At 48.1% G+C, this 21,727-nt stretch carries 19 protein-coding genes and 1 riboswitch; of the genes, 8 read left to right on the plus strand and 11 right to left on the minus strand.

Annotated features, from left to right (window positions below):
* Positions 1 to 114 precede the first annotated feature (114 nt).
* From C504_RS0115310 to C504_RS0115340, 7 genes are all read left to right on the plus strand, one after another.
* The gene (locus C504_RS0115310) at positions 115 to 1,116 is read left to right on the plus strand and encodes a TAXI family TRAP transporter solute-binding subunit (RefSeq protein WP_018690246.1); all 1,002 of its coding nucleotides are present in this window, start codon (positions 115 to 117) and stop codon (positions 1,114 to 1,116) included.
* Between the two features lie 79 nt (positions 1,117 to 1,195).
* Complete coding sequence (locus tag C504_RS0115315) at positions 1,196 to 3,412, plus strand: TRAP transporter permease (RefSeq protein ID WP_018690247.1); 2,217 nt, start codon at positions 1,196 to 1,198, stop codon at positions 3,410 to 3,412.
* A 338-nt stretch (positions 3,413 to 3,750) separates the two neighbouring features.
* Positions 3,751 to 4,941, plus strand: coding sequence for an ABC transporter substrate-binding protein (locus C504_RS0115320; protein WP_018690248.1), 1,191 nt, complete (start codon positions 3,751 to 3,753; stop codon positions 4,939 to 4,941).
* 82 nt (positions 4,942 to 5,023) lie between these two features.
* Complete coding sequence (locus C504_RS0115325; protein WP_018690249.1) at positions 5,024 to 5,812, plus strand: ABC transporter ATP-binding protein; 789 nt, start codon at positions 5,024 to 5,026, stop codon at positions 5,810 to 5,812.
* Entirely contained in the window at positions 5,809 to 6,513 is a 705-nt protein-coding gene (locus tag C504_RS0115330; protein WP_018690250.1) for an ABC transporter ATP-binding protein, read from the plus strand. Before C504_RS0115325 ends, C504_RS0115330 begins: the two co-directional genes overlap by 4 nt.
* A 1-nt stretch (position 6,514) precedes the next feature.
* Complete coding sequence (locus tag C504_RS0115335; protein ID WP_018690251.1) at positions 6,515 to 7,525, plus strand: branched-chain amino acid ABC transporter permease; 1,011 nt, start codon at positions 6,515 to 6,517, stop codon at positions 7,523 to 7,525.
* Positions 7,522 to 8,829 (plus strand): branched-chain amino acid ABC transporter permease, encoded by a 1,308-nt coding sequence (locus tag C504_RS0115340; protein ID WP_018690252.1) that lies wholly within the window; start codon positions 7,522 to 7,524, stop codon positions 8,827 to 8,829. Before C504_RS0115335 ends, C504_RS0115340 begins: the two co-directional genes overlap by 4 nt.
* Before the next feature lie 50 nt (positions 8,830 to 8,879).
* Here C504_RS0115340 and C504_RS0115345 read toward each other — a convergent pair whose 3' ends face one another.
* The 3 genes from C504_RS0115345 to metA all read right to left on the minus strand — a co-directional run bounded on the left by C504_RS0115345 (position 8,880) and on the right by metA (position 11,458).
* A complete protein-coding gene (locus C504_RS0115345) occupies positions 8,880 to 10,022 on the minus strand; it encodes an Mrp/NBP35 family ATP-binding protein (protein ID WP_018690253.1) in 1,143 nt (380 codons plus the stop codon).
* Positions 10,023 to 10,088: 66 nt separating this feature from the next.
* The gene (locus tag C504_RS0115350) at positions 10,089 to 10,535 is read right to left on the minus strand and encodes a GNAT family N-acetyltransferase (RefSeq protein WP_018690254.1); all 447 of its coding nucleotides are present in this window, start codon (positions 10,533 to 10,535) and stop codon (positions 10,089 to 10,091) included.
* On the minus strand, positions 10,532 to 11,458 hold the full coding sequence (metA, locus tag C504_RS0115355; protein WP_018690255.1) for a homoserine O-acetyltransferase MetA: 927 nt from the start codon (positions 11,456 to 11,458) through the stop codon (positions 10,532 to 10,534). Before metA ends, C504_RS0115350 begins: the two co-directional genes overlap by 4 nt.
* 43 nt (positions 11,459 to 11,501) lie before the next feature.
* Positions 11,502 to 11,579, minus strand: a riboswitch (SAM riboswitch).
* Between the two features lie 143 nt (positions 11,580 to 11,722).
* Between metA and C504_RS18810 the strand changes: the two genes are divergently transcribed.
* The gene (locus C504_RS18810) at positions 11,723 to 11,896 is read left to right on the plus strand and encodes a hypothetical protein (RefSeq protein WP_018690256.1); all 174 of its coding nucleotides are present in this window, start codon (positions 11,723 to 11,725) and stop codon (positions 11,894 to 11,896) included.
* Between the two features lie 25 nt (positions 11,897 to 11,921).
* Here C504_RS18810 and C504_RS0115365 read toward each other — a convergent pair whose 3' ends face one another.
* From C504_RS0115365 to prfA, 8 genes are all read right to left on the minus strand, one after another.
* Entirely contained in the window at positions 11,922 to 12,800 is an 879-nt protein-coding gene (locus tag C504_RS0115365) for a 3-hydroxybutyryl-CoA dehydrogenase (RefSeq protein WP_018690257.1), read from the minus strand.
* A 76-nt stretch (positions 12,801 to 12,876) separates the two neighbouring features.
* Entirely contained in the window at positions 12,877 to 13,857 is a 981-nt protein-coding gene (locus C504_RS18070; protein WP_018690258.1) for a L,D-transpeptidase, read from the minus strand.
* Positions 13,858 to 13,998: 141 nt separating this feature from the next.
* Complete coding sequence (locus tag C504_RS0115375; RefSeq protein WP_018690259.1) at positions 13,999 to 15,369, minus strand: L,D-transpeptidase; 1,371 nt, start codon at positions 15,367 to 15,369, stop codon at positions 13,999 to 14,001.
* Between the two features lie 153 nt (positions 15,370 to 15,522).
* Positions 15,523 to 18,132, minus strand: coding sequence for an ATP-dependent chaperone ClpB (clpB, locus tag C504_RS0115380; protein WP_018690260.1), 2,610 nt, complete (start codon positions 18,130 to 18,132; stop codon positions 15,523 to 15,525).
* Positions 18,133 to 18,360: 228 nt separating this feature from the next.
* Positions 18,361 to 18,555, minus strand: coding sequence for a CsbD family protein (locus C504_RS0115385; protein ID WP_018690261.1), 195 nt, complete (start codon positions 18,553 to 18,555; stop codon positions 18,361 to 18,363).
* Between the two features lie 127 nt (positions 18,556 to 18,682).
* A complete protein-coding gene (locus tag C504_RS0115390; protein ID WP_018690262.1) occupies positions 18,683 to 19,429 on the minus strand; it encodes a DUF4167 domain-containing protein in 747 nt (248 codons plus the stop codon).
* A 270-nt stretch (positions 19,430 to 19,699) separates the two neighbouring features.
* The gene (gene prmC, locus C504_RS0115395) at positions 19,700 to 20,569 is read right to left on the minus strand and encodes a peptide chain release factor N(5)-glutamine methyltransferase (protein ID WP_018690263.1); all 870 of its coding nucleotides are present in this window, start codon (positions 20,567 to 20,569) and stop codon (positions 19,700 to 19,702) included.
* Between the two features lie 4 nt (positions 20,570 to 20,573).
* Complete coding sequence (prfA, locus tag C504_RS0115400) at positions 20,574 to 21,650, minus strand: peptide chain release factor 1 (RefSeq protein ID WP_018690264.1); 1,077 nt, start codon at positions 21,648 to 21,650, stop codon at positions 20,574 to 20,576.
* Positions 21,651 to 21,727: the final 77 nt, after the last annotated feature.

Raw genomic sequence — 21,727 nt, forward strand, 5'->3', positions numbered from 1 at the left:
CGGATTTCCGCAGGCTTTATCAAGCATTTGCGCATTTTTCTTCATAGCTGTAGCCTGATGCGACCGCTATCAGTGGTTAAGCTTTGGGATAAGCTTTCTTTTGGAGGAAAATTCATGAAATCGATCACAGCAATTCTTGCTGGTGTTGCAATTGCCGTTTCTGCTGGTGTTGCAATGGCCCAAGATACTAAAGATTATGTATTAAACACTGCTTCAACGGGCGGTACCTACCATCCGGTTGGAACAGCCATTTCAACACTGACTAAAATCAAACTATTGCCGACAGAAAAGTTTAGTTTGACCGCCGTCAATTCAGCTGGTTCAGGCGCAAATATTCAGGCGATGGGTTCAGGTACGGCTGATTTTGCTATTTTGCAGGGTCTTTATGGCTCTTATGCCGCGCAGGGAACAGGTCCGATTACGGAACCACAAACAGGCCTTCGCTCTGTATCAATGCTTTGGCAAAATGTTGAACAATTCGTTGTTCCCGTCGATAAGGCACCTACTGGCACAGTGAGTGATATTGTTGCGCTTAAGGGTATGAGCGCTGGTATGGGCAGTCAGAACTCCGGCACGCTTGAATCAAATGCTGTGCTTCTTTCTGGCCTTGGTATTGATGTCGAAAAAGACTTTGAGCTTGTTTATGCAGGGTACGGTCCGACTGCGGACGCAATGTCCAATGGTCAGGTTGTTGTTGCCGGTATTCCATCAGGAACGCCGACGGGTGCGATTACAAAACTGATGGCGTCGAATGAAGGTAAGTTTACTGTTCTTGATGTGACAGAAGAAGAGCTTGCGAAAATGGACGGTGGGCGCGAGCTTTGGGTGCCATTTACAATTCCTGCAGGTGCTTATCCAGGTCAGGAAGAAGATATCAATACAATCGCTCAGCCGAACTTCTTAGCGGTGAATGATAGTGTTGATGAAGAGCACGTCTATCAGCTTACGAAGACATTGTATGAGAACCTTGGTTTTCTGACTGCGATCCATCCAGCGACGAAGGATATGGCGTTGGAAAAAGCTTTGGCTGGCTTGCCATTGCCGCTGCACCCGGGCGCTGCGCGTTATTACAAAGAAGCCGGTCTGGATATTCCAGAGCGCTTGATTGCTCAATAAATCAAATTGAAGAGCTAAAGGCGGGGTATCTTACTCCGCCTTTTTAAAAGCACTTGCAATCTAGAAAGTGGTGGCGGTGATGAGCCAAACAATTCCAACTGATGTTCAAGAGCCTATTGTCGCTCTTCATGGCCGCGAAAGCTGGCTGACGGTCGAGAACAACGATAAAAACATATTGCGTTATGCTGTCGTTGGTTTTGCGGTATTGTTCGCACTTTGGCACATCGCGACCAATATTTATCTCAACGAGCCTGGAAAATGGCAAAACGCCATTCACTTTGCAGGTTTTGCGTTTTTGGCATCTGTTACACTTAGTCCATTTGGCAAATATGCCGAAAAAAAATGGGCGGTTCTTTTAGATTTCACATACGGGCTTCTGGTCGCTTGTGCCGCGCTTTGGGTGGCTGGCGCCGAAAATGGTATTTACGAGCGCACATTGGCTGTGACGGGGCAGTCATGGCAATTCAACATTGTTGATTGGGCCGCTGGATTATTATTGATATTTGCAGCGCTTGACCTTTCGCGCCGCGTATCTGGCTGGGTCATTCCCATTTTGATCATTGTCTCGTTGAGCTACATTCTATTTCTTGGAGGCTATTTGCCGGGCGTATTTCGTGCGGCAAGCCTTCCGATGAACGATGTGCTTTTCAGAACCATGTATAATGATGAAGGCATGTTCGGCATTTTGGCTGATATTTCATCAACTAACATTACTCTGTTTATGATCTTTGGCGGTTTCTTGGTTGCATCTGGCGCAAGCGATTTTGTGATCGAATTATCGAAAGTTGTTGCCGGACGCATTCGCGGCGGCGCGGCATTTGTTGCGGTGCTTTCATCGGCACTGACGGGAACGATCTCTGGTTCTGCTATTGCCAATACAGCTTCAACGGGCGTGATCACTATTCCGCTTATGAAGTCCAATGGGTTTCGTCCGCAATTTGCAGCCGGAGTTGAGGCGGCAGCATCGACGGGCGGACAGCTTATGCCGCCTATCATGGGGGCAGGGGCTTTCGTTATGGCAAGTTATACGTCCATTCCTTATGCGACGATTGTTTCTGTCTCGATCATCCCAGCGTTTTTATACTTTCTGTCTGTTGCCTTTATCGTGCGTATTGAAGCGGTAAAGCATCAGATTGGCGATGGTGTTGATCTTGTTGTGAACCGCGCAAAATTATTGTCCGGTGGGTTAGCATTCATCTTGCCGCTTGGCGTTATGATTTTCATGCTGATGACTGGCGTTACGCCGAGCTATGCTGCCTGCTGGGCAATCGCATCACTGGTAGTCGTGTCTTGGTTTACATCTTTGGCATCACGCTTATTCGGCCGTTCTAATTTTGAGCCGGTTCATATGGGGCCTGCTAAAATTTCAGAAGCGCTGTTGATCGGTATCCGCTCATCGATCATGACAGGTATTCTTCTTGTCTCCATCGGCATTATGAATAATGCGATTGTAACGAGCGGTATCGGCAACGGCTTTTCTTTGATGATCGCGCAGTGGTCTGGCGGCTCCTTGGTGATTGCCATTTTGCTCATTGGTCTTGCTTCACTGGTTTTAGGTATGGGTTTGCCAGTTACAGCCGCCTATATCATCTTGGCCATTCTGACAGCGCCTGCGCTGGCTGGTATTCTTGCTGACAGCATTATCATTGACCAGCTTACGCAAGGCATTTCTGATCCTGCAAAGTCAGCCATGTTCATGTTGGTCGATAGTCCACATGTTGCAAAAGTTGCTGGCGGTATGCTGCGCGAAGAAGCTGTTGCACTGATGGCAGCGATGCCGTTTGAACTGGCGATTACTGTTCGGCCATTATTGGTTGATCCAACTGTTCAAGCATCATTTTTATTGACTGCACACCTGATTATCTTCTGGCTTAGTCAGGATAGTAATGTCACGCCGCCGGTATGTCTGGCTGCGTTTACAGCCGCGGGAATTGCGGGCTCGAAACCGATGGCAACAGGTTTTGAAAGCTGGAAAATAGCAAAAGGTCTCTACATCGTTCCGTTGATGTTTGCATACACGCCGCTCATTTCTGGCACCTTGCCTGAAATTTTGCAAATAGGCTTTTTTGCACTATTTGGCATTTATGCGACGAATGTACTTATACAGCGCTATGCGGAGGGCCCGCTTAATCCAATGTTATATGGGCTTATAATTTTAGGTGCGATCGGCAGCTATTGGCCGCTTAATTGGGCGGCTAATATTGTCGGTGCTGTGCTTGTTGTTACTGTTCTTATATTGAGTAAGAGAGCCCAGCAAAACCTTGCTATACAAGCAGGTCAGCCCGTTTCTACTTAAGCTTTAAAATACATTTTTGGCATCAATAATAAACCCTGCTTTTTAACCTAAGCGGGGTTTGTTGTTTTGAAATGGGCGCTCTTATTGCGCTCTTGCCGTTTACCGAATCCCGTAGTAGCACTTTGCATATGTCGGACTATGGTTTAGATTTTTATGCAATTGCATTTTTCTGTGTTGATTAAATGTAATAAAAATATTGTATACTAATTCTAGCTGCCACACGAAATGCGTTTCGATTGAAATGGAGCGTATGAGAAAAAAGTGGCAACTTGGTTGGAAGGATTTGGGCGAGCAAGCCGCTCTTTGTTGTTAAACGCTTGTATATTGGGAGACTATTTATGAAAAAGATTTTGGCGGCACTTGCTGCAACAACTCTAATGACATCTGCTGCGATTTCAGCATCGCATTCACCGATTAAAATCGGCGTTATCCTCGGCTTTACTGGTCCGATTGAATCGCTAACACCAACAATGGCTGCAAGCGCAGAGCTTGCAATGAAAGAAGCAACAGACAGCGGCAAGTTCCTCGACGGCGCTGAAGTTATGTCTGTTCGCGCTGACTCAACATGTATCGATTCAGCTGCTGCTTCTGCGGCTGCAGAGCGCTTGATTACTGCCGAAGGCGTGACGGCGATTATGGGCGCTGACTGTTCAGGCGTTACTGGTGCTATCCTTCAAAACGTTGCACGTGCAAACGGTATCGTTATGATTTCACCATCTGCAACATCTCCAGCGCTTTCGGATGCTGAAGATGATGGCCTTTTCTTCCGTACATCGCCATCTGACGCCCGTCAGGGTGATGTTTTGGCGGATGTTTTGATCGAAAAAGGCGTTAAATCTGCTGCGTTGACATACACAAACAACGATTACGGCAAAGGCCTTTCTGATAGCATTCAGGCTGCTTTTGAAGCAAAAGGCGGCACAATTACTATCTCAGCTGCCCATGAAGACGGTAAAGGCGACTACTCTGCTGAAGTTGGTGCTTTGGCACAGGCCGGCGGCGATGTTTTGATCGTTGCTGGTTATCTTGACCAAGGTGGTAAAGGCGTCATTCAGGGTGCTTTGGATGCTGGTGCATTTGAAACATTCGTATTGCCAGACGGTATGGTTGGCGATTCTTTGCCAGCAGCAATCGGCGCACCTTTGAACGGCTCTTACGGTACAATCGCAGGTTCTGAGAGCGAAGGCGCAGATTTGTTCCAGAAGCTTGCAACAGATGCCGGCGTTAAAACTGATACCTACGCAGCTGAATCTTATGATGCTGCTGCTTTGATCTTGCTTGCAATGCAGGCTGCAAAATCTGCTAATTCTGCAGATTTCAAAGACAAGGTCATGGATGTTGCTAACGCACCGGGCGAAAAAATTCTTCCAGGTGAAATTGGTAAGGCGCTTGAAATTCTAGCTGCAGGCGGCGAAGTTGATTATGTTGGCGCAACAGCGGTTGAGTTTATCGGCAACGGTGAAAGCGGCGGTAGCTTCCGTCAGATCCTTGTTGATGGCGAAAAAATCACAACTGAAAAATACCGTTAAGCGTATTTTGAATACATTGGATTGCCCGGGTGAAAGCCTGGGCATTTCTTATATCTAGCGCATTGTTGTGGGGAGCGCTTTCGTGATCGTTGTAGAGAATATTCATAAGCATTTTGGCGGTATTCGCGCGGTAAACGGCGCGTCACTGACCATCAAGACCGGTTCAATTACGGGGCTCATTGGTCCCAATGGTGCTGGCAAAACAACTCTTTTTAATGTGATTGCCGGTGCGCTCAAGCCCACCTCTGGTCGCGTATTGCTTGATGGGCAGGACATTACCGGTCTCAGCCCGCATGAACTTTTTGCTCAAGGTTTATTGCGCACTTTCCAGATAGCGCATGAGTTTTCAACACTGACAGTGCGCGAAAACCTGATGATGGTGCCACCGCGCCAATCAGGCGAAAGCCTCATCAAGGCTTGGACAAAGCCCGGCATTGTAAAACGCGAAGAAGAAGAAATTCGCAACAAAGCCAATGATGTTATCGAGTTTTTGGAAATCAGCCATGTGGCTGATGAGTTGGCGGGCAATCTTTCTGGCGGTCAAAAGAAGCTTTTAGAGCTTGGCCGAACCATGATGGTTGATGCAAAAATCGTCTTTTTGGATGAGGTTGGCGCCGGTGTGAACCGCACATTATTGGCGACAATAGGCGATGCTATTTTGCGCCTTAATAAAGAGCGTGGTTATACGTTCTGCATGATTGAGCACGATATGGAGTTTATTTCGCGCCTTTGCGACCCTGTAATCTGTATGGCGGAAGGCAGCGTTCTTGCTGAAGGAACAGCAGAAGAAATCAAAAACAATGAAGAAGTCATCGAAGCTTATTTGGGCACTGGTCTTAAAAACAAGCCAGCCAAAGAGGTGAGCGCATGAGTTTTCTTCTCGGAAAAAACATGACCGGTGGTTATGGCAGCACTGATATTTTGCATGATTGCACAATCGGTGTTGAACAGGGTGAGATTGCTGTTGTGGTTGGGCCGAATGGCGCAGGTAAATCCACGGCAATGAAAGCAGTGTTCGGTATGTTGAACATTCGCGAAGGCCAAGTGACGATGGACGGCGAAGACATTACAGCGCTTACGCCGCAAGCCCGTGTTCAAAAAGGTATGGGCTTTGTGCCGCAGACCCATAATGTTTTCACGTCCATGTCGGTTGAAGAAAATTTGGAAATGGGCGCGTTTATTCGCAACGATGATTTTTCCGGTACGCTGGCACAGGTTTTCGATCTCTTTCCAATTTTAAAAGAAAAGCGAAACCAACCTGCTGGCGAATTATCCGGTGGTCAGCGTCAACAGGTGGCCGTGGGCCGTGCTTTGATGACGCAGCCCAAAGTGCTGATGTTGGATGAGCCAACAGCGGGTGTTTCTCCCATTGTTATGGACGAGTTGTTTGACCGCATTATTGAAATTGCCCGTACTGGCATTGCAATTTTGATGGTTGAACAGAATGCAAAACAGGCGCTCAACATTGCCGATAAGGGTTATGTTTTGGCTCAAGGTAAAAATCTCTACACGGATACAGGTGAAGCGCTGCTTGCAGATCCTGACGTGCGCAAAGCGTTTTTGGGTGGGTAATATGGATATTCTAAACGCACTTGCGGTTCTCTTAAATTTTCTTGTCATTCCAGCTCTGGCTTATGGCTCTCAACTCGCGCTTGGTGCGCTTGGTGTGACGCTCATTTATGGCGTGTTACGGTTTTCAAATTTTGCCCATGGTGAATTGATGGCCTTTGGCACAATGACAACAATCTTGGTTATGTGGTTGTTACAAAGTGCAGGTATTTCGGGCGGATTTTTGCCGACAGCCCTTATTGCTATGCCGGTCGGTATTCTCGTTGCTGTATTGTTGGCGCTCGGAACAGACAGGCTTGTTTATAAGTTCTACCGCAAACAAAAATCACCGCCAGTTATTTTTCTAATCGGCTCATTGGCTGTGATGTTTTTCTATAATGGTCTGATCCGTTTTGTGATTGGCCCTGATGACCAAAATGTTGCTGATGGCGCACGGTTCATCTTTACGGCTGGCGATTTTAAAAAGTGGTCAGGTCTTGCTGAAGGCATTGCTTTTCGCACAACGCAGGGCATTTCCATTGTGGTGGCGATCCTATGTGTGGCGGCCTTGTTCTGGTTTTTAAATAAAACCAAGACCGGCAAATCGATGCGCGCTTATTCTGACAATGAAAATCTTGCGCTTCTATCGGGTGTGAACCCTGAGAAGGTCGTTGTCATTGCTTGGGTTCTTGCGGCTAGTTTGGCGACGATTGCCGGTACGATGTATGGCATGGATAAGACCTTCAAACCGTTCATCTATTTGCAATTGCTACTGCCAATTTTCGCCTCCGCTATTGTTGGCGGTTTGGGCAGCCCCATTGGTGCTGTTGTTGGTGGTTTTATTATCGCGTTTTCAGAAATCGCTGTGACATTCGCCTATAAGAAAGTCATTGGCTATTTAACGCCGGGTGATTGGGTGCCGGATGGTTTGATTCAGCTACTATCGACCGATTACAAGTTTGCTGTGTCATTTGCCATTCTTGTCGTTGTTCTGCTTGTTCGGCCAACAGGCATATTTAAGGGGCAAACAATATGAGCATCAACTATCGTAATATCGGTTTGTTTGCCGCTACAGCAATGTTGTTTGTGGTTGTCGGTCAGATGCAAAGCTGGTCGCTATCGCTCGCTATTCTTAACCTATGTATTATCTCTGCAATCATGTCGCTGGGCGTGAATATTCAATGGGGATATGCTGGCCTTCTCAATGTGGGTGTGATGGGTTTTGCCGCATTGGGCGGTTTGGCAGCTGTACTGGTTTCATCGCCGCCTGTTGCTGCAGCTTGGTCTGCTGGCGGCGGCAATCTGCTTGTTGGCTTGCTCATTGCTGCGCTTACTATCGGCATCATTGTTTGGTGTTACTATGATATGCGCGGCACGAAACGCCGTGTGTTGATCGCGCTAGTTGCCGTTGCTGGCTACTTTGCGACGCGCGCATTTTTAGACCCTGCTGCCGATGCGATTGAAGCGGTTGATCCTGCTGCTACCGGATTTCTTGGTGGTGCGGGCATGCCTATTGTTTTTGCATGGCTCATTGGCGGTGTGTTTGCTGCTGGTGCTGCGTGGATTGTTGGCAAGATTTCACTTGGTCTTCGCTCTGACTATTTGGCGATTGCGACGCTTGGTATTTCCGAGATCATCATTGCGATGTTGAAGAACGAAGACTGGCTCACACGCGGTGTGAAAAACGTTGTCGGTTTGCCGCGTCCTGTGCCTTATGAAGTTGATATTCAGCAATCTGTCTATTTTCAGGATTTGGCGGCCGACTGGGGCATGTCAATTATTGAATTATCATCAATGGTTGTGAAGCTTAGCTATGCTGGTCTTTTCGCCATTGTGCTGCTGATTGTACTCTATCTCTCAGAGACTGCTCTGCGCTCTCCATGGGGCCGCATGATGCGTGCTATCCGCGATAATGAAACAGCGGCAGAGGCAATGGGTAAAGACGTGAAGGGACGCCACCTTCAAGTGTTTATTCTTGGTTCTGCGGTCGTCGGGATTGCCGGCGCTATGCTGACGACGATTGACGGGCAGTTTACGCCGGGCGCCTATCAGCCGCTGCGCTTTACGTTTCTAATCTGGGCAATGGTTATTGTCGGCGGCTCCGGTAATAATTGGGGCGCTGTGCTGGGTGGTTTTATTATCTGGTTCTTCTGGGTTGAAGCCGAGCCAATCGGGCTGTGGTTTATGGATTTGATCACCTCTTCAATGGATGAGAGCAATCCACTGCGCCTGCATCTGCTGGATAGTGCCGCTCATATTCGTCTTATGGCGATGGGGGTTATTATGTTGCTGGTGCTGCGCTTTGCACCGCAAGGTTTAATACCTGAACGGCGACGATAACACTGAAACTAAAAACGGCGACCGATGGGTCGCCGTTTTTATATGTAGATTTATTCGAACACTATATTGGGCGCTGCGCGTTTTCCTGCACCATCACTCATCTGCGCATAGACCGCTTTAGCGATGTCCTTATAAACCGCAGCGTGCGGGCCATCTGGCTCTTCTACTGTAATCGGTGTTCCGGCATCTGATAGCTCGCGGATTTTCATGACGAGGGGAACTTCGCCAAGGAACGGCAAGCCGAGTTTGATCGCTTCTGCCTTTGCGCCGCCATGGCCAAAAATATCGTAGCGCGCCTGCGTATCCGGTGCGATGAAGTAGCTCATATTTTCAACGATACCGAGCACAGGAACATCAACCTTACGGAACATGTTTAGGCCCTTGCGCGCATCGATAAGCGACAAGTCTTGCGGTGTGGAAACGATCACGGCGCCAGCAAGCGGTACTTGCTGCGCCATTGTGAGTTGAGCGTCGCCTGTGCCGGGCGGCATGTCCACAACAAGCACGTCAAGGTCAGTCCATGCAACTTCACGCAGCATTTGTGTGAGCGCTGACATCACCATTGGCCCACGCCAAATCATCGGTGTATCTTCTTCGACCAAAAAGCCAATCGACATGACTTGTAGACCAAATTTTTCAATCGGCTTTAATATGCGCCCATCAATTGTTTCTGGCTTGTGCGTAATGCCAAGCAAACGCGGAAGCGACGGGCCGTAAATATCAGCGTCCAATACGCCGACTTTCAGCCCGAGAGATTGAAGGCCAAGGGCAATATTGATCGCGGTGGTCGATTTACCCACGCCGCCTTTGCCGGAAGCAACGGCAATGATTTGCTTGACGCCTTCGACACCTGCTTTAGGGGAATTTTGTGGGCCTGCTTGCGGTTTTGGCTGTGGTGCGGTCGTTGGAGCTGGCTTGGGCGCAGGATTTGGTGATCCGGCTTTCTTTTCCGCTGTCAGCGCAACCATTGCGCCAGTAGCTCCAGGCAGCGCTTTTACTGCCTCTTCGGCGGCAATGCGGACAGCTTCAAACTTTTGCGCCTCTGCTGCATCGCATGAGATGGAAAAAAACACTTTTCCATCAGCGATAAAAATGTCCGAAAGGTTCGTTGATCCGCCCAGTGCTGTACCATCGGGAAGCTTAATCTTTGCCAATGCGCTTTGCACATCGTCTTTGGTCGGTGCGTTCGTCATATTTTCCTCGCCGTTTCAACGTCACATAGTGATTATGACGTTGCGCGCCAAGGGTAAAGCCCTGTATCAGCGTTGATACTTGACGAATGGCGTCAACTTAGCAATTCGGTCGTAAAGTTTGCGTGCTTCAGTGTTGAAATCCTGTGTGTTCCAATAAACTGACACGGCGCCATCTTTGTCGGCTTGTTCATAGACAGCCTCAATGAGTTTGCGACCGATGCCTGTGCCGCGCCGATTTTCATCTGCATATAGATCTTGCAAGTAACAGGTGTTGGCAACATGCCAATTGTGCCGATGATACATGAAATGAACGAGGCCAACCATCTGGCCGTCCTGTAGGGCGACAAAACAATTGGGTTCAAATTCACCTTGCTCAAAAAAGCGGCTGAATGTTGATTGATAGACTTCCGGCTGAACGCTCGATTTATAGAACTCAAGATATTTGGTCCACATGGCTTTCCAAGCGTCAAAGTCTGCGCTTTGTATGCTGCGGATTATAATTTCGCTGCTCATGTTCGATCTTTCCCAATATCATTGAGGTCGAATTGAGTTGTCTGATAAACTTGGTTTATCCAGTTGCCAAACAATAAGAAGGCATGACTGCGCCAGCGGTTTTGCGGCGTGTTCTTAGGGTCATCGTTTGGAAAGTAATTTGCGGGCAAATCAACGGGTGTTCCATTTTCCTGATCGCGGAAATACTCATCGGACAAGGACGTTGAATCATATTCGATATGATTGAAAATATAGAGCCGGTTTGCAAATTGCTCATGTAGGAGACACAGACCAGTATCCGGCGATTCCATGAGTATTTCGAGACCGCTATCTGCTGGCACATCGCCGCGCCTAACTTCTGTCCAGCGTGACACTGAAATCGAAAAATCATCGGAAAAACCAGACAGATAAGGCGAAGCTGGATTTAGGTTTTTGTGGCGATATACACCGAACGCCTTTTTATCGAGCGTATGTTTTGGAATATCATGGTAATGGTTGATAGCAGCCATTGCGCCCCAGCAAATGAAAAAGCTGGAATGCACATGGGTGGTCGTCCAATCCAGAATTTGCTGTAATTCAGACCAATAACTAACATCCTCGAAGGGGAGCTTTTCAATCGGTGCACCCGTGATGATAAACCCGTCAAATTTACGGTCCTTGATCTCTTCCCAAGTGTTGTAAAATGAAAGCAAATGATCTTCAGAGGTGTTTTTTGCCACATGATTGCCGATGCGCACCAATGTCAAATCCACTTGCAACGGGCTTGAACCAATCAAACGTGCAATCTGCGTCTCTGTTTTAATTTTGTTTGGCATCAGGTTGAGGAGCGCGATTTGAAGCGGACGAATATCCTGGCGCGATGCCGTTGTCTCATCCATCACCATGACGCCTTCTTTAACCAGAACTTCTTTGGCTGGAAGGGCATTTGGAATACGAATTGGCATGGTGTTCTCGCTGATTAAAACCGATTTGAAAACGCTTGAAACCGGCTTCTCAGCAACGGCCCTTTAGCGAATTATTTTACGTGGCTGCAAGCCGACCGGCCAAATCACCACGAATTCTATTTAATCCGCAAAATTCATCCAGTCAAATCAATCGCCGCAGGCCTATACGATAGAATAATGCTGCAGCGCACAATTTTTCATTGAAAGAACACAATCTTTGGGTATCTTGATTCTGGGAGGTGTTTGCACTGCAAAGGAAAAACCATGGCAAGCCCACTTACAGTCGACTCACTGGACATGATACATTCGTCGTTTGAACAACGGACAGCTGGTCAGCTACCATTGCGCAAGCGCATAGCCCAGCAAATCAGAACACTCGGACCTAATATGCCTGTTCGCGGCGATGTATCGCCGCGCTCAATCTCTCCGCTTTATTGATCTATCAGATGATACCGGTTCTGACCTAGCGTGTTGGAACCGGTGTTTCGCCGCGATAATCGTAAAATCCGCGTTTTGTTTTACGGCCTAACCACCCAGCTTCGACATATTTCACGAGAAGCGGGCATGGGCGGTATTTAGAATCTGAAAGTCCTTCATACAGCACCTGCATGATCGACAGGCATGTATCGAGGCCAATGAAATCGGCGAGCTCTAATGGACCCATCGGATGGTTCGCACCGAGCTTCAGACCGGTATCAATCGATTCGACTGTGCCGACACCTTCATAAAGCGTATAAATCGCTTCGTTGATCATTGGCATCAAAATACGATTGACGATGAAGCCGGGAAAATCTTCGGATGTTGTTACCGTTTTGCCGAGGTCGATGGCGTATGCATTGGCAGCTTTAAATGTTGTTTCAGCAGTTGCAATACCGCGAATAAGCTCCACAAGTTTCATGCGTGGCACTGGGTTCATGAAATGTATGCCCATGAACTGCTCTGGTCTGTCTGTCGAAGAAGCAAGACGGGTAATAGAGATGGATGATGTATTGGAAGCCAGCAATGCCTCAGGCTTTAGCAGCGGGCAAAGCTCTTTAAAAATAGCTTTTTTTACAGCTTCGACTTCACTTGCTGCTTCAATGACCAGATCGCAATCGCCAAGCGCTGAAAGATCGCCAGCAGCTGTCATGTTTGCAAGGATTGTTTGACGGCTTGCGGCATTTATTTTGTCGTTTGCAACAAGCTTGGCCGTTGCTGCATCAATCTTTTCGATTGCAGCTTTTGCATTGTCCAAGGAAATATCGCTGAGCACGACGCTATAGCCTGCAGCAGCAGAAACCTGCGCAATGCCTGCGCCCATCTGACCTGCGCCGATAACACCAATTTTCTTAATTACAGTCATTTTTCCCCCGCCTATTTTTAATTGTGCAGTGCAATGTAATCGCGACGACGATGCAATGCAAATGCGAACCTTACCTTCATTCAATAAAGGTTACTTGCACGCCGCGGTTTACAAGGCGCGCAAGTTCCAGCGCATCCCAATTTGTCAGGCGCACACAGCCCACACTGGCTGTTACGCCAATATTGGACGGATCAGGTGTTCCGTGAATGCCATATGTTTTTTTCGACAAGCCAATCCAAGCATCACCCACCGGACCGTTTGGTCCTGGCGGCAACAATACTAAACCTTTTGATTGGCCAGGCTGCGCCGAACCGTTTGGATCATAGGTGTATGCAGGGTTTTGAGCCTTGTTACGTACCGTGTGGGTTCCTGTTGGCGAGGGCGTTACTGTGGAGCCGATTGAAGCGGGGTAGGTTGCAACGATGTTGCCTTTTGAATCATAACCCCGCACTTGAAGGTTCTTCTTGTCAGCCTCAATACGCGCGATGCGCTTTTGCAAATATTTGCCAAAGGCAGCGGTCTTGATCGTTTCTCCAGCTTTTGAGAAATCTTTGGCTTCATTTAACTCGATGAGATATTGTTCATCCATATGAAAGCGTTCAGCAAACATCTCTTGTGCAGATGTGAAATCAATACGGTGCATAGAGGCCTGATCGACATAACGCTCTGGAATATCGGGTGTGAATTTATAGCTCAAATCTTTGGCTGTAATTTCATAATCAACAAATGCGTCACCGCCGCTTTGCGCTAAAAGTTGCGCTACGGCTTGCTGGTCGTTCAATTTGAAATCATAATTATGCGCTGTTTTAAACGCTCTTAATTGCATGTGAAAACGCTTGGTGTCTAAACCGTCGATCACACCGGGCGAAAAGCCTGCGCGGTCCATTATGATTTGCAGCGTTATGATGCGTTGATCGCGGAAGGGCTTTGCCGGTTTATAAAGCTGCGCGCCGCCGATTTTAATCTGGTCAAATTCTTCACTTGTCGCAGGCAGGTTTTGAGCTGCTGCCTGTGCTGCTTGAGCCAGTAAAATGAATGCAAATAGTATGAAACGCAAGATTGCCCCGATATCAATAAAGGTGTGGTTTGTGATTTGGAATGTGTGCTCGGCTAAGTCAATTCAATCTTGATTGAGGCCGAATTCGCGCTGCAGTTTTTTGGTTAGATTGATCGCGTGTCATTGGCAAACAATGTCTGATTAATCGAGGAATTCAACGGTCACGCCTCTGGAAACCATGCCTGCTAATTCCTGAGCATCCCAATTTGTTAGGCGCACGCAGCCATGTGAGTTGGATTTACCAATCTTTGAAGGATCTGGCGTTCCGTGAATGCCGTAGGTTGGCTTAGAAAGTGCAAGCCAGACATTGCCCACGGGGCCGTTAGGGCCAGGCGGAATGGTCAGCACGCTTTTATTCTCGCCTTGGGTGAAGTTGATCTTCGGATTGTAGGTGTAATTTGGATCAAGCGCGATCCGTTCAATTGTCACGGTTCCTGAGGGAGATGGTGTTGCTGTGGAGCCAATCGTTGCAGGGTAAGCGACCACCAGATTGCCTTGCTCATCATAAGCGCGCACTTGTTCCGCGCCCTTATCAGCTTCGATACGGAATATTTTTATTTTAATTTTTTCGCCAGTATTGGCCACTTGGATGGTTGTTCCCGCGCGTGAGAAATCCACGCCCGGATTGAGTTTCTTCATATAGTTTTCATCCATATGAAATTTTTCAGCCAATGCTTCCAATGCCGATGTGTATGACATTTCTGGTAGTTTGGCTTTTTCTGCATAATCAACCGGAATTGCACTGACGAAAGGTCCGTTCGTGTCTTCCGGTGTGATTGTATAGGTCAAGAATGCTGGACCGCCTGTGGATTCTAATTCCGCATCTAATTCTTCGGGCGATAATGATGATAGGTCGCGGTTATATTTTATCGAAAGAGCGGTCATCGCCTTTCGCACGTTCGACCCATTTCGCCCATCAATAACACCTGGAGATAGCCCAAGACGATCAAGCAGAATTTGAAGCTTGGCTGTAAACTCAGGCTTCGTATTAAGATTTGGGTTGTCTGGTTTTACAATGGCCGCCGTCTGTGTTTCGTCGGTTGGTTCGGGCTCAACTCTTTGCGGCTGTGCAAATGGATCATTTTCCATTGGTGGCACGACGCTTTGCATGGTGCCGTCTTCAGGCAGTTGCTCACGGCCGAAATTAGGGTCTTCAGGTACCTGCTCATCGAACTCGGGTGTTGCCGTTGCAAAATCAGATGATTCTGGCTGGCCAAGCGGTGCACGTTCGACACGCTGCGGTGCAGCGATCCTTCGGGAAGAATCTTCTGGAATATTTGTGATTATTTGGCCGCTGCGCGGAATTTCGATACTGATGATTTCTTCTGTGTCGAGATCATAGGTTATCTTGCGTCCTGCCTCGTCAATGGCAATGCCAATGCCTGCAAGCGGAATAGCCTGTCCGTTTGGAAAGCGCGTTGATTGCTGAGCCAACGCAGCACTGGCGACAAAAGCTGCTGCTGAAGCGATCAAAATGGAGCGCGTTGAAACTTTATAATGGCGTGCAGACACGTTTGATAACCCCTAGTTATTTTGTCCCTAACCGATAATGTTTGATTTACGGTCCGGTTCCACCTGTGTCCCCTAGGGCGCTTTAAGGCACTGGATTACGACGATAAAATGGCCGCCGCTCAAGTTTAAGCAGCAGCCATCAATATCTTAATTTTAAGCAGCTTGATCGCTTACCGATTTAATTGCTTTAAAATTTAATCGGTCTGACCCCTCAAGCACATTGACGGTAGACCCATCCAAAATCTCCCCACCTAGAATTTTCTCGGCAAGTGGATCTTGTACGTATTTTTGAATCACGCGCTTAAGCGGACGTGCACCATAGGCCGGATCATATCCTTTGGCGGCAAGCCAATCGCGGGCTTTTTGATCCAAGTTCAAGGTGATCTTGCGATCTGCCAAAAGTGCTTCCAAACGCTTCAACTGAATGTTGACGATCTGGCCCATATTTTCCCGTTTGAGGCGGTGGAATAGGATTGTTTCGTCCACACGGTTCAAGAACTCAGGTCTGAACGCACCGCGTAGCACATTCATCACATCGTCCCTGACCAAATCCACATCCTGATCTTCTGTCAGATTGACAAGGAATTCAGACCCCAGATTGGATGTCATGATAATCAGCGTGTTCTTGAAGTCAACGGTACGGCCTTGACCATCGGTAAGACGGCCGTCATCCAGAACTTGCAACAACACGTTGAAGACATCGGGGTGGGCTTTTTCAATCTCGTCAAAAAGCACAACTTGATAAGGTCTGCGGCGAACCGCTTCCGTTAAAAGTCCGCCTTCATCATAGCCGACATAGCCAGGAGGCGCGCCGATCAAGCGTGATACGGCATGTTTCTCCATAAATTCGGACATGTCGATGCGCACCATTGCCTGCTCATCATCAAACAAGAAGTTTGCCAGCGCTTTTGTTAGCTCTGTTTTACCAACGCCTGTTGGTCCAAGAAAGATGAATGAGCCGATCGGGCGGTTTGGATCTTGCAGACCGGCACGCGCACGGCGCACCGCCTTGGAAACCGCTTGCACCGCTTCACCTTGGCCGACGACGCGTTTGGCTATCTCGTCTTCCATGCGCAGTAGTTTGTCGCGCTCGCCCTCAAGCATTTTATCAACAGGAACACCGGTCCACCGCGATACAATATGCGCGATATGGTCTGGCGTAACGGTTTCTTCCATCAAGGAACCGCCTTCTGCATTTTCCCCTTGCTTTTCTGCTTCCGCAAGCTTGGCTTCTAGGTCAGGGATTTTGCCATAGGTCAGCTCACCAGCACGCTGAAATTCACCTGTACGCTGTGCTATCGCAAGCTCATTGCGTGCTTCTTCAAGCTGTCGCTTTAAATCAGCGGCAGCGCCAAGCTTTGCTTTTTCAGACTGCCATGTTGTGGTGATCTCAGCTGATCTGTCTTCAAGATCAGCAAGTTCTTCTTCCAGCTTTTCAAGACGGTCCTTTGAGGCGGCATCTTTTTCAACGCGCAACGCTTCACGCTCGATTTTAAGCTGCATGATGCGGCGATCAATTTCATCGAGCGCTTCAGGTTTGGAATCAACCTGCATACGCAAGCGCGATGCTGCCTCATCGACCAGATCGATGGCTTTATCTGGCAAAAAGCGATCTGCAATATAGCGGTTTGACAATGTTGCTGCTGCGACCAGTGCTGAGTCTGAAACGCGCACCTTGTGGTGCTGCTCGTATTTTTCTTTCAAACCGCGCAGGATGGAAATGGTGTCTTCCACAGCAGGCTCATTAACAAAAACCGGCTGGAAGCGACGTGCAAGCGCAGCGTCTTTTTCGACATGTTTGCGGTATTCATCAAGTGTAGTTGCACCAACGCAGTGAAGCTCTCCGCGCGCCAATGCAGGTTTAAGCAGGTTCGACGCATCCATTGCGCCATCTGCCTTACCAGCACCCACAAGGGTGTGCATTTCATCAATGAATAGAATTATTTCGCCAGCTTCTGACTGCACTTCATTGAGGACTGCTTTTAAGCGTTCTTCAAATTCACCGCGATATTTAGCGCCAGCAATCAATGAACCCATATCAAGCGCCATCAATTTCTTATTGCGTAGGCTTTCAGGCACGTCGCCATCAACGATACGCAGCGCTAAGCCTTCCGCAATCGCTGTTTTACCAACGCCAGGTTCACCGATAAGCACAGGGTTGTTTTTTGTGCGGCGAGATAAGACCTGCATAGTGCGGCGGATTTCATCGTCGCGGCCAATAACAGGGTCTAGTTTGCCGTCACGCGCATCAGCGGTTAGATCGCGGGCATATTTTTTCAACGCATCATAACCACTTTCAGCACTTGCGCTATCAGCGGTGCGGCCTTTGCGAATGTCGTTAATTGCTGAATTTAGCCCGTTGGGGGTTACGCCCGATTTTTTAAGTATGTCGGCTGATTTGGCAGATTTTTCCATCGCCAATGCAAGCAAAAGGCGCTCGACAGTAACAAAGCTATCGCCAGATTTTTTCGCAACTTCTTCGGCGGTTTTGAAAACCTTTGCCAACGGGGCAGCCATGTAAAGTTGACCATTGCCACCTTCGACTTTTGGTAATGCGCCAAGCGCAGTTTCAACGCCCAAGCGAACTTGTTTGCTGTCGCCGCCAGCGCGGTCAATGAGAGAAGAAGCCATGCCATCGGTGTCATCAACCAAAACTTTTAGTAGATGTTCAGGCGTAAACTGTTGGTGGCTTTCACCTAATGCGTAAGTTTGTGCGCTTTGAATGAAACCGCGCACGCGTTCCGAGTATTGTTCAATATTCATTTTTGTCTCCGATTAATGACCATCCCTTAAAAGGCAATGGACAAAGATTTATCGATGACGGACTCCCAAATTGCCCATTACAGACAATCAATGAGGCAAGCCCTATCGTCAAACAATATATGGGAACGGTCGTTTGAGAATAAAAGGTTTTACGCCGTGCAGCGCTTAAATTCCTAACGCATTGTACAAAAAAGCCCCTGACAATGCAGGGGCTTTAATGTGCATTATTTATTTGCTGAGCCAGTCGTCGACTTCTTTTTCAGCTTCGTCTCGGGTTTTTCCGTAATTCTCTTGGATTTTTCCAACAAGCTGTTCGCGCTTGCCTTCAACAATGTCGATGTCATCATCGGTAAGCTTGCCCCACTGCTCGCGAGCTTTGCCTTTCCATTGTTCCCAGTTACCTTCAACTATATCCCAATTCATGACTGTATCCTTCTGATTGGTTGCTATGTTCTAACAACGCCGTATTGAGAAGGAGGTTCCCATTAGATAAAAATAAACCCGCCTTGAGATGCTCAAGACGGGTTAAATGATTTAAAGTTGAATAAAACTATTCAGCAGCTTCCGGCTTTGGTTCGCTGACTGTTTCTGCAGGAGCAGGTTCAGCCGCAGCTTCGACTGGAGCTTCTGCCTTAGGCACTTTAGGTGCACGGGGCTTGCGTGGTGCACGCGGTTTTTTCACCGGTGCTGGCGCTGGCTCTGCCGTTTCTTGTGCGATAGCAACTGGCTCTGCGGATACACTAGAAGTTTCAGCTTTTACTTCAGGCTGTTTTTCTGGTGCGGCTTCAGCCGTCACTTCAGGCTTGCTGTCATTCGAACTTTGATCATTATCATTTTGATCATTGTCGCGATCACGCCCACGGCCACGATTGTTGTTACGCTGGCGGCCACGATTATTGTTGCGGTTGTCCTGATCGCCAGCATTTGCTTGCGTATCATTGTTTTCGTTATCCGCATTATCGTTTTGCGTGTTGTCGCCCTGCGCGTTTTCGTTCTGATCATTTTCGTTTTGATCATTCTCATCGCGCGGTTGCTGTACTGGCTGTGCAGCCATGATGATGCGTGTGTAATGTTCTGCGTGCTGGAAATAGTTTTCTGCCATCACAGTATCACCGGCAGAACTCGCATCGCGTGCAAGTTGGTTGTATTTGTCGGCAATGACTTGCGGATTGCCTCGAATTTTTACATCCGGTCCATTGCTTTCATAGCTGCGCTGGAGCGGATTTTGATTTCGGTTTCTGTTATTATTGCCACCACGATTATTATTACGGCGGCGACCCTGCTGTTGTGGTCTCATCTAAATCTCGTCTTACTTTTCAGAAGCTTGAATCCGGTTTGGACCATATGATCGCTACGGATGATTATCATTTTTGATCTCGTGTCACTTTCAAACGAGGCTTCCCGTGACGTCATTTGCTTCTTAGCAAACCTATCGCCGCCCGTTAGTGAATTAGATTACGGTGTTATGCCGGACTGAAAGTCACTCGGCTTCACTTGCTATCTTTGGTAACGTTGCTTTTGCTGCTTGCCAAGCGATTTTTTTATTTTTTAACTAAATTCATGAAATTTATGTGAAAAAAAGTGCTCTATTATTTCCGCTGAGGTCATTTTTTGCCTCCAATGTCGTAAAATCGGCCTGATTGAACAGAGCTGAAACGCTCGTTTTTTGATCAAACCCGATTTCAACGGCGATTCGTCCACCCGACTTGAGGTAAGCTGCGGCCTGCGATGCAATAATGCGGTAGGCGTTTAGGCCATCATCGCCGCCGTCCAATGCAAGCATCGGATCGTAATTGCGCACATCAACAGCAAGATCATTTATGACTTTACTGACTATATAAGGCGGATTTGAGATGATGAGATCATAGCGCTCAGTCACATTTTCAAACCAGTCCGATTGTATCGTTGAGAAACGGTTTTGGAGCTGATGGCGCTCGGCATTTTGTACCGCCATTTCAAGTGCTTTTGGTTCCAGATCAGTTGCCGTCGCTGTAGCCAAAGGTGCTTGGCTTAAAATTGCGAGCGCGATCGCGCCAGTGCCAGTGCCCAAATCCAAAATGGAGCATGTGCCGCTTAGAGCAATGCGTTCATGGACGAATGGCAGTGCCATTTCCACGAGGATTTCTGTGTCGGGACGCGGGATGAGGGTGGCTTCATTAAGGCCAAGCGTTAGGCCGTAAAATTCCCGTTCGCCCATAATGCGGTGAACGGGCTCCCGCAGCAGGCGGCGTTCAACGAAAGCAGCAAAGGTATCGCTTTGGCTTAGCGTCAACCGTTTATCAGGCGCGGTCATGCGGTCAATTGTCGTGGCGCCGCAAACATGTTCGAGAAGAAGCGCTGCATCCATGTCGGGCGTTTCTAAACCCGCTTCGCGAAACTTTTTGCGCGCATCGCGATACGCTTGTTCGATGCTTAGACCTTCAATGCGCGTTGTCAACCGATCAACCTTCCAGATTTTCGGTCAGCAAAGTCGCCTGATAATCGGCGATAAGAGGATTAATGACATCATTGAGATCACCTTCCATCACCCGATCAAGCTTATAAAGCGTTAAATTGATACGGTGATCGGTCACGCGCCCTTGCGGGAAATTATATGTGCGAATGCGCTCTGAGCGGTCGCCGGAGCCAACTTGCAGACGGCGGTTTTCAGAACGTTCATCAGCGGCCTTTTGGCGCTCCATATCATATAATCTGGCACGCAATACTTCCATTGCCCGCGCACGGTTTTGGTGCTGAGATTTTTCTGCCTGCACAACAACGACGCCAGTTGGAATATGCGTGATGCGAACGGCACTGTCGGTCGTGTTAACGTGCTGGCCACCAGCACCTGATGCGCGCATTGTGTCGATGCGAATATCTTCGGTGCGAATAGCAATGTCGACTTCTTCGGCTTGCGGTAAAACGGCGACAGTTGCGGCTGATGTGTGAACACGTCCGCCTGATTCTGTTTCAGGTACACGCTGAACGCGGTGAACGCCGGATTCGAATTTGAATTTCGCAAACACGCCGCGGCCAGTAACCGTTGCGATGATTTCTTTAAAGCCGCCTGCGTCACCTTCACTTTGTGAAATGACTTCAACTTTCCAGCCATTTTCAGAAGCAAAACGCTCATACATACGAAACAAATTGCCAGCAAAAAGCGCAGCTTCTAGCCCGCCTGTTCCGGCTCTAATCTCTAAAATTGCACTTTTACTGTCAGCAGCATCTTTGGGCAGCAGCAAGACTTGGATGTCTTGCTGCAGGCCTTCAATCGCTTCTTCTACTTCTTCAAGCTCAATCTCTGCCAGCTCACGCATTTCCGCATCTGTCGTACGGTCAGCAAGCATCGTATCAAGTTCAGCTTTTTCAGATGTCTTGGCGCGGTATTGGCGGATGTTTTTTACAAGATCTTCCAGATCGGAATATTCACCAGCCAATTTTACATAGGTTTCGGCGTCAGGCCCTTCAGCCATTTGTGATTCAAGCATTTCAAAACGCTTGACCATTTGGTCCATCTTGTCGTCAGGCAATTCTATCATGCGTGAAATAAATCTCGTTTAAGCTCAATGTCTTTGTGGGCCGCAATTTCAAATGTAAAAGAGGCATCTACTTTTGC

Origin of the sequence: Ahrensia kielensis DSM 5890 (assembly GCF_000374465.1) — a bacterium.
Taxonomy (GTDB): domain Bacteria; phylum Pseudomonadota; class Alphaproteobacteria; order Rhizobiales; family Rhizobiaceae; genus Ahrensia; species Ahrensia kielensis.

What these genes read in the sequence shown, in the direction of transcription:
- C504_RS0115310 (WP_018690246.1), top strand. Translation starts at nt 115, where the DNA reads ATGAAATCGATCACAGCAATTCTTGCTGGTGTTGCAATTGCCGTTTCT.
- C504_RS0115315 (WP_018690247.1), top strand. Translation starts at nt 1,196, where the DNA reads ATGAGCCAAACAATTCCAACTGATGTTCAAGAGCCTATTGTCGCTCTT.
- C504_RS0115320 (WP_018690248.1), top strand. Translation starts at nt 3,751, where the DNA reads ATGAAAAAGATTTTGGCGGCACTTGCTGCAACAACTCTAATGACATCT.
- C504_RS0115330 (WP_018690250.1), top strand. Translation starts at nt 5,809, where the DNA reads ATGAGTTTTCTTCTCGGAAAAAACATGACCGGTGGTTATGGCAGCACT.
- C504_RS0115335 (WP_018690251.1), top strand. Translation starts at nt 6,515, where the DNA reads ATGGATATTCTAAACGCACTTGCGGTTCTCTTAAATTTTCTTGTCATT.
- C504_RS0115340 (WP_018690252.1), top strand. Translation starts at nt 7,522, where the DNA reads ATGAGCATCAACTATCGTAATATCGGTTTGTTTGCCGCTACAGCAATG.
- C504_RS0115345 (WP_018690253.1), bottom strand. Translation starts at nt 10,022, where the DNA reads ATGACGAACGCACCGACCAAAGACGATGTGCAAAGCGCATTGGCAAAG.
- C504_RS0115350 (WP_018690254.1), bottom strand. Translation starts at nt 10,535, where the DNA reads ATGAGCAGCGAAATTATAATCCGCAGCATACAAAGCGCAGACTTTGAC.
- metA (WP_018690255.1), bottom strand. Translation starts at nt 11,458, where the DNA reads ATGCCAATTCGTATTCCAAATGCCCTTCCAGCCAAAGAAGTTCTGGTT.
- C504_RS18810 (WP_018690256.1), top strand. Translation starts at nt 11,723, where the DNA reads ATGGCAAGCCCACTTACAGTCGACTCACTGGACATGATACATTCGTCG.
- C504_RS0115365 (WP_018690257.1), bottom strand. Translation starts at nt 12,800, where the DNA reads ATGACTGTAATTAAGAAAATTGGTGTTATCGGCGCAGGTCAGATGGGC.
- clpB (WP_018690260.1), bottom strand. Translation starts at nt 18,132, where the DNA reads ATGAATATTGAACAATACTCGGAACGCGTGCGCGGTTTCATTCAAAGC.
- C504_RS0115385 (WP_018690261.1), bottom strand. Translation starts at nt 18,555, where the DNA reads ATGAATTGGGATATAGTTGAAGGTAACTGGGAACAATGGAAAGGCAAA.
- C504_RS0115390 (WP_018690262.1), bottom strand. Translation starts at nt 19,429, where the DNA reads ATGAGACCACAACAGCAGGGTCGCCGCCGTAATAATAATCGTGGTGGC.
- prfA (WP_018690264.1), bottom strand. Translation starts at nt 21,650, where the DNA reads ATGATAGAATTGCCTGACGACAAGATGGACCAAATGGTCAAGCGTTTT.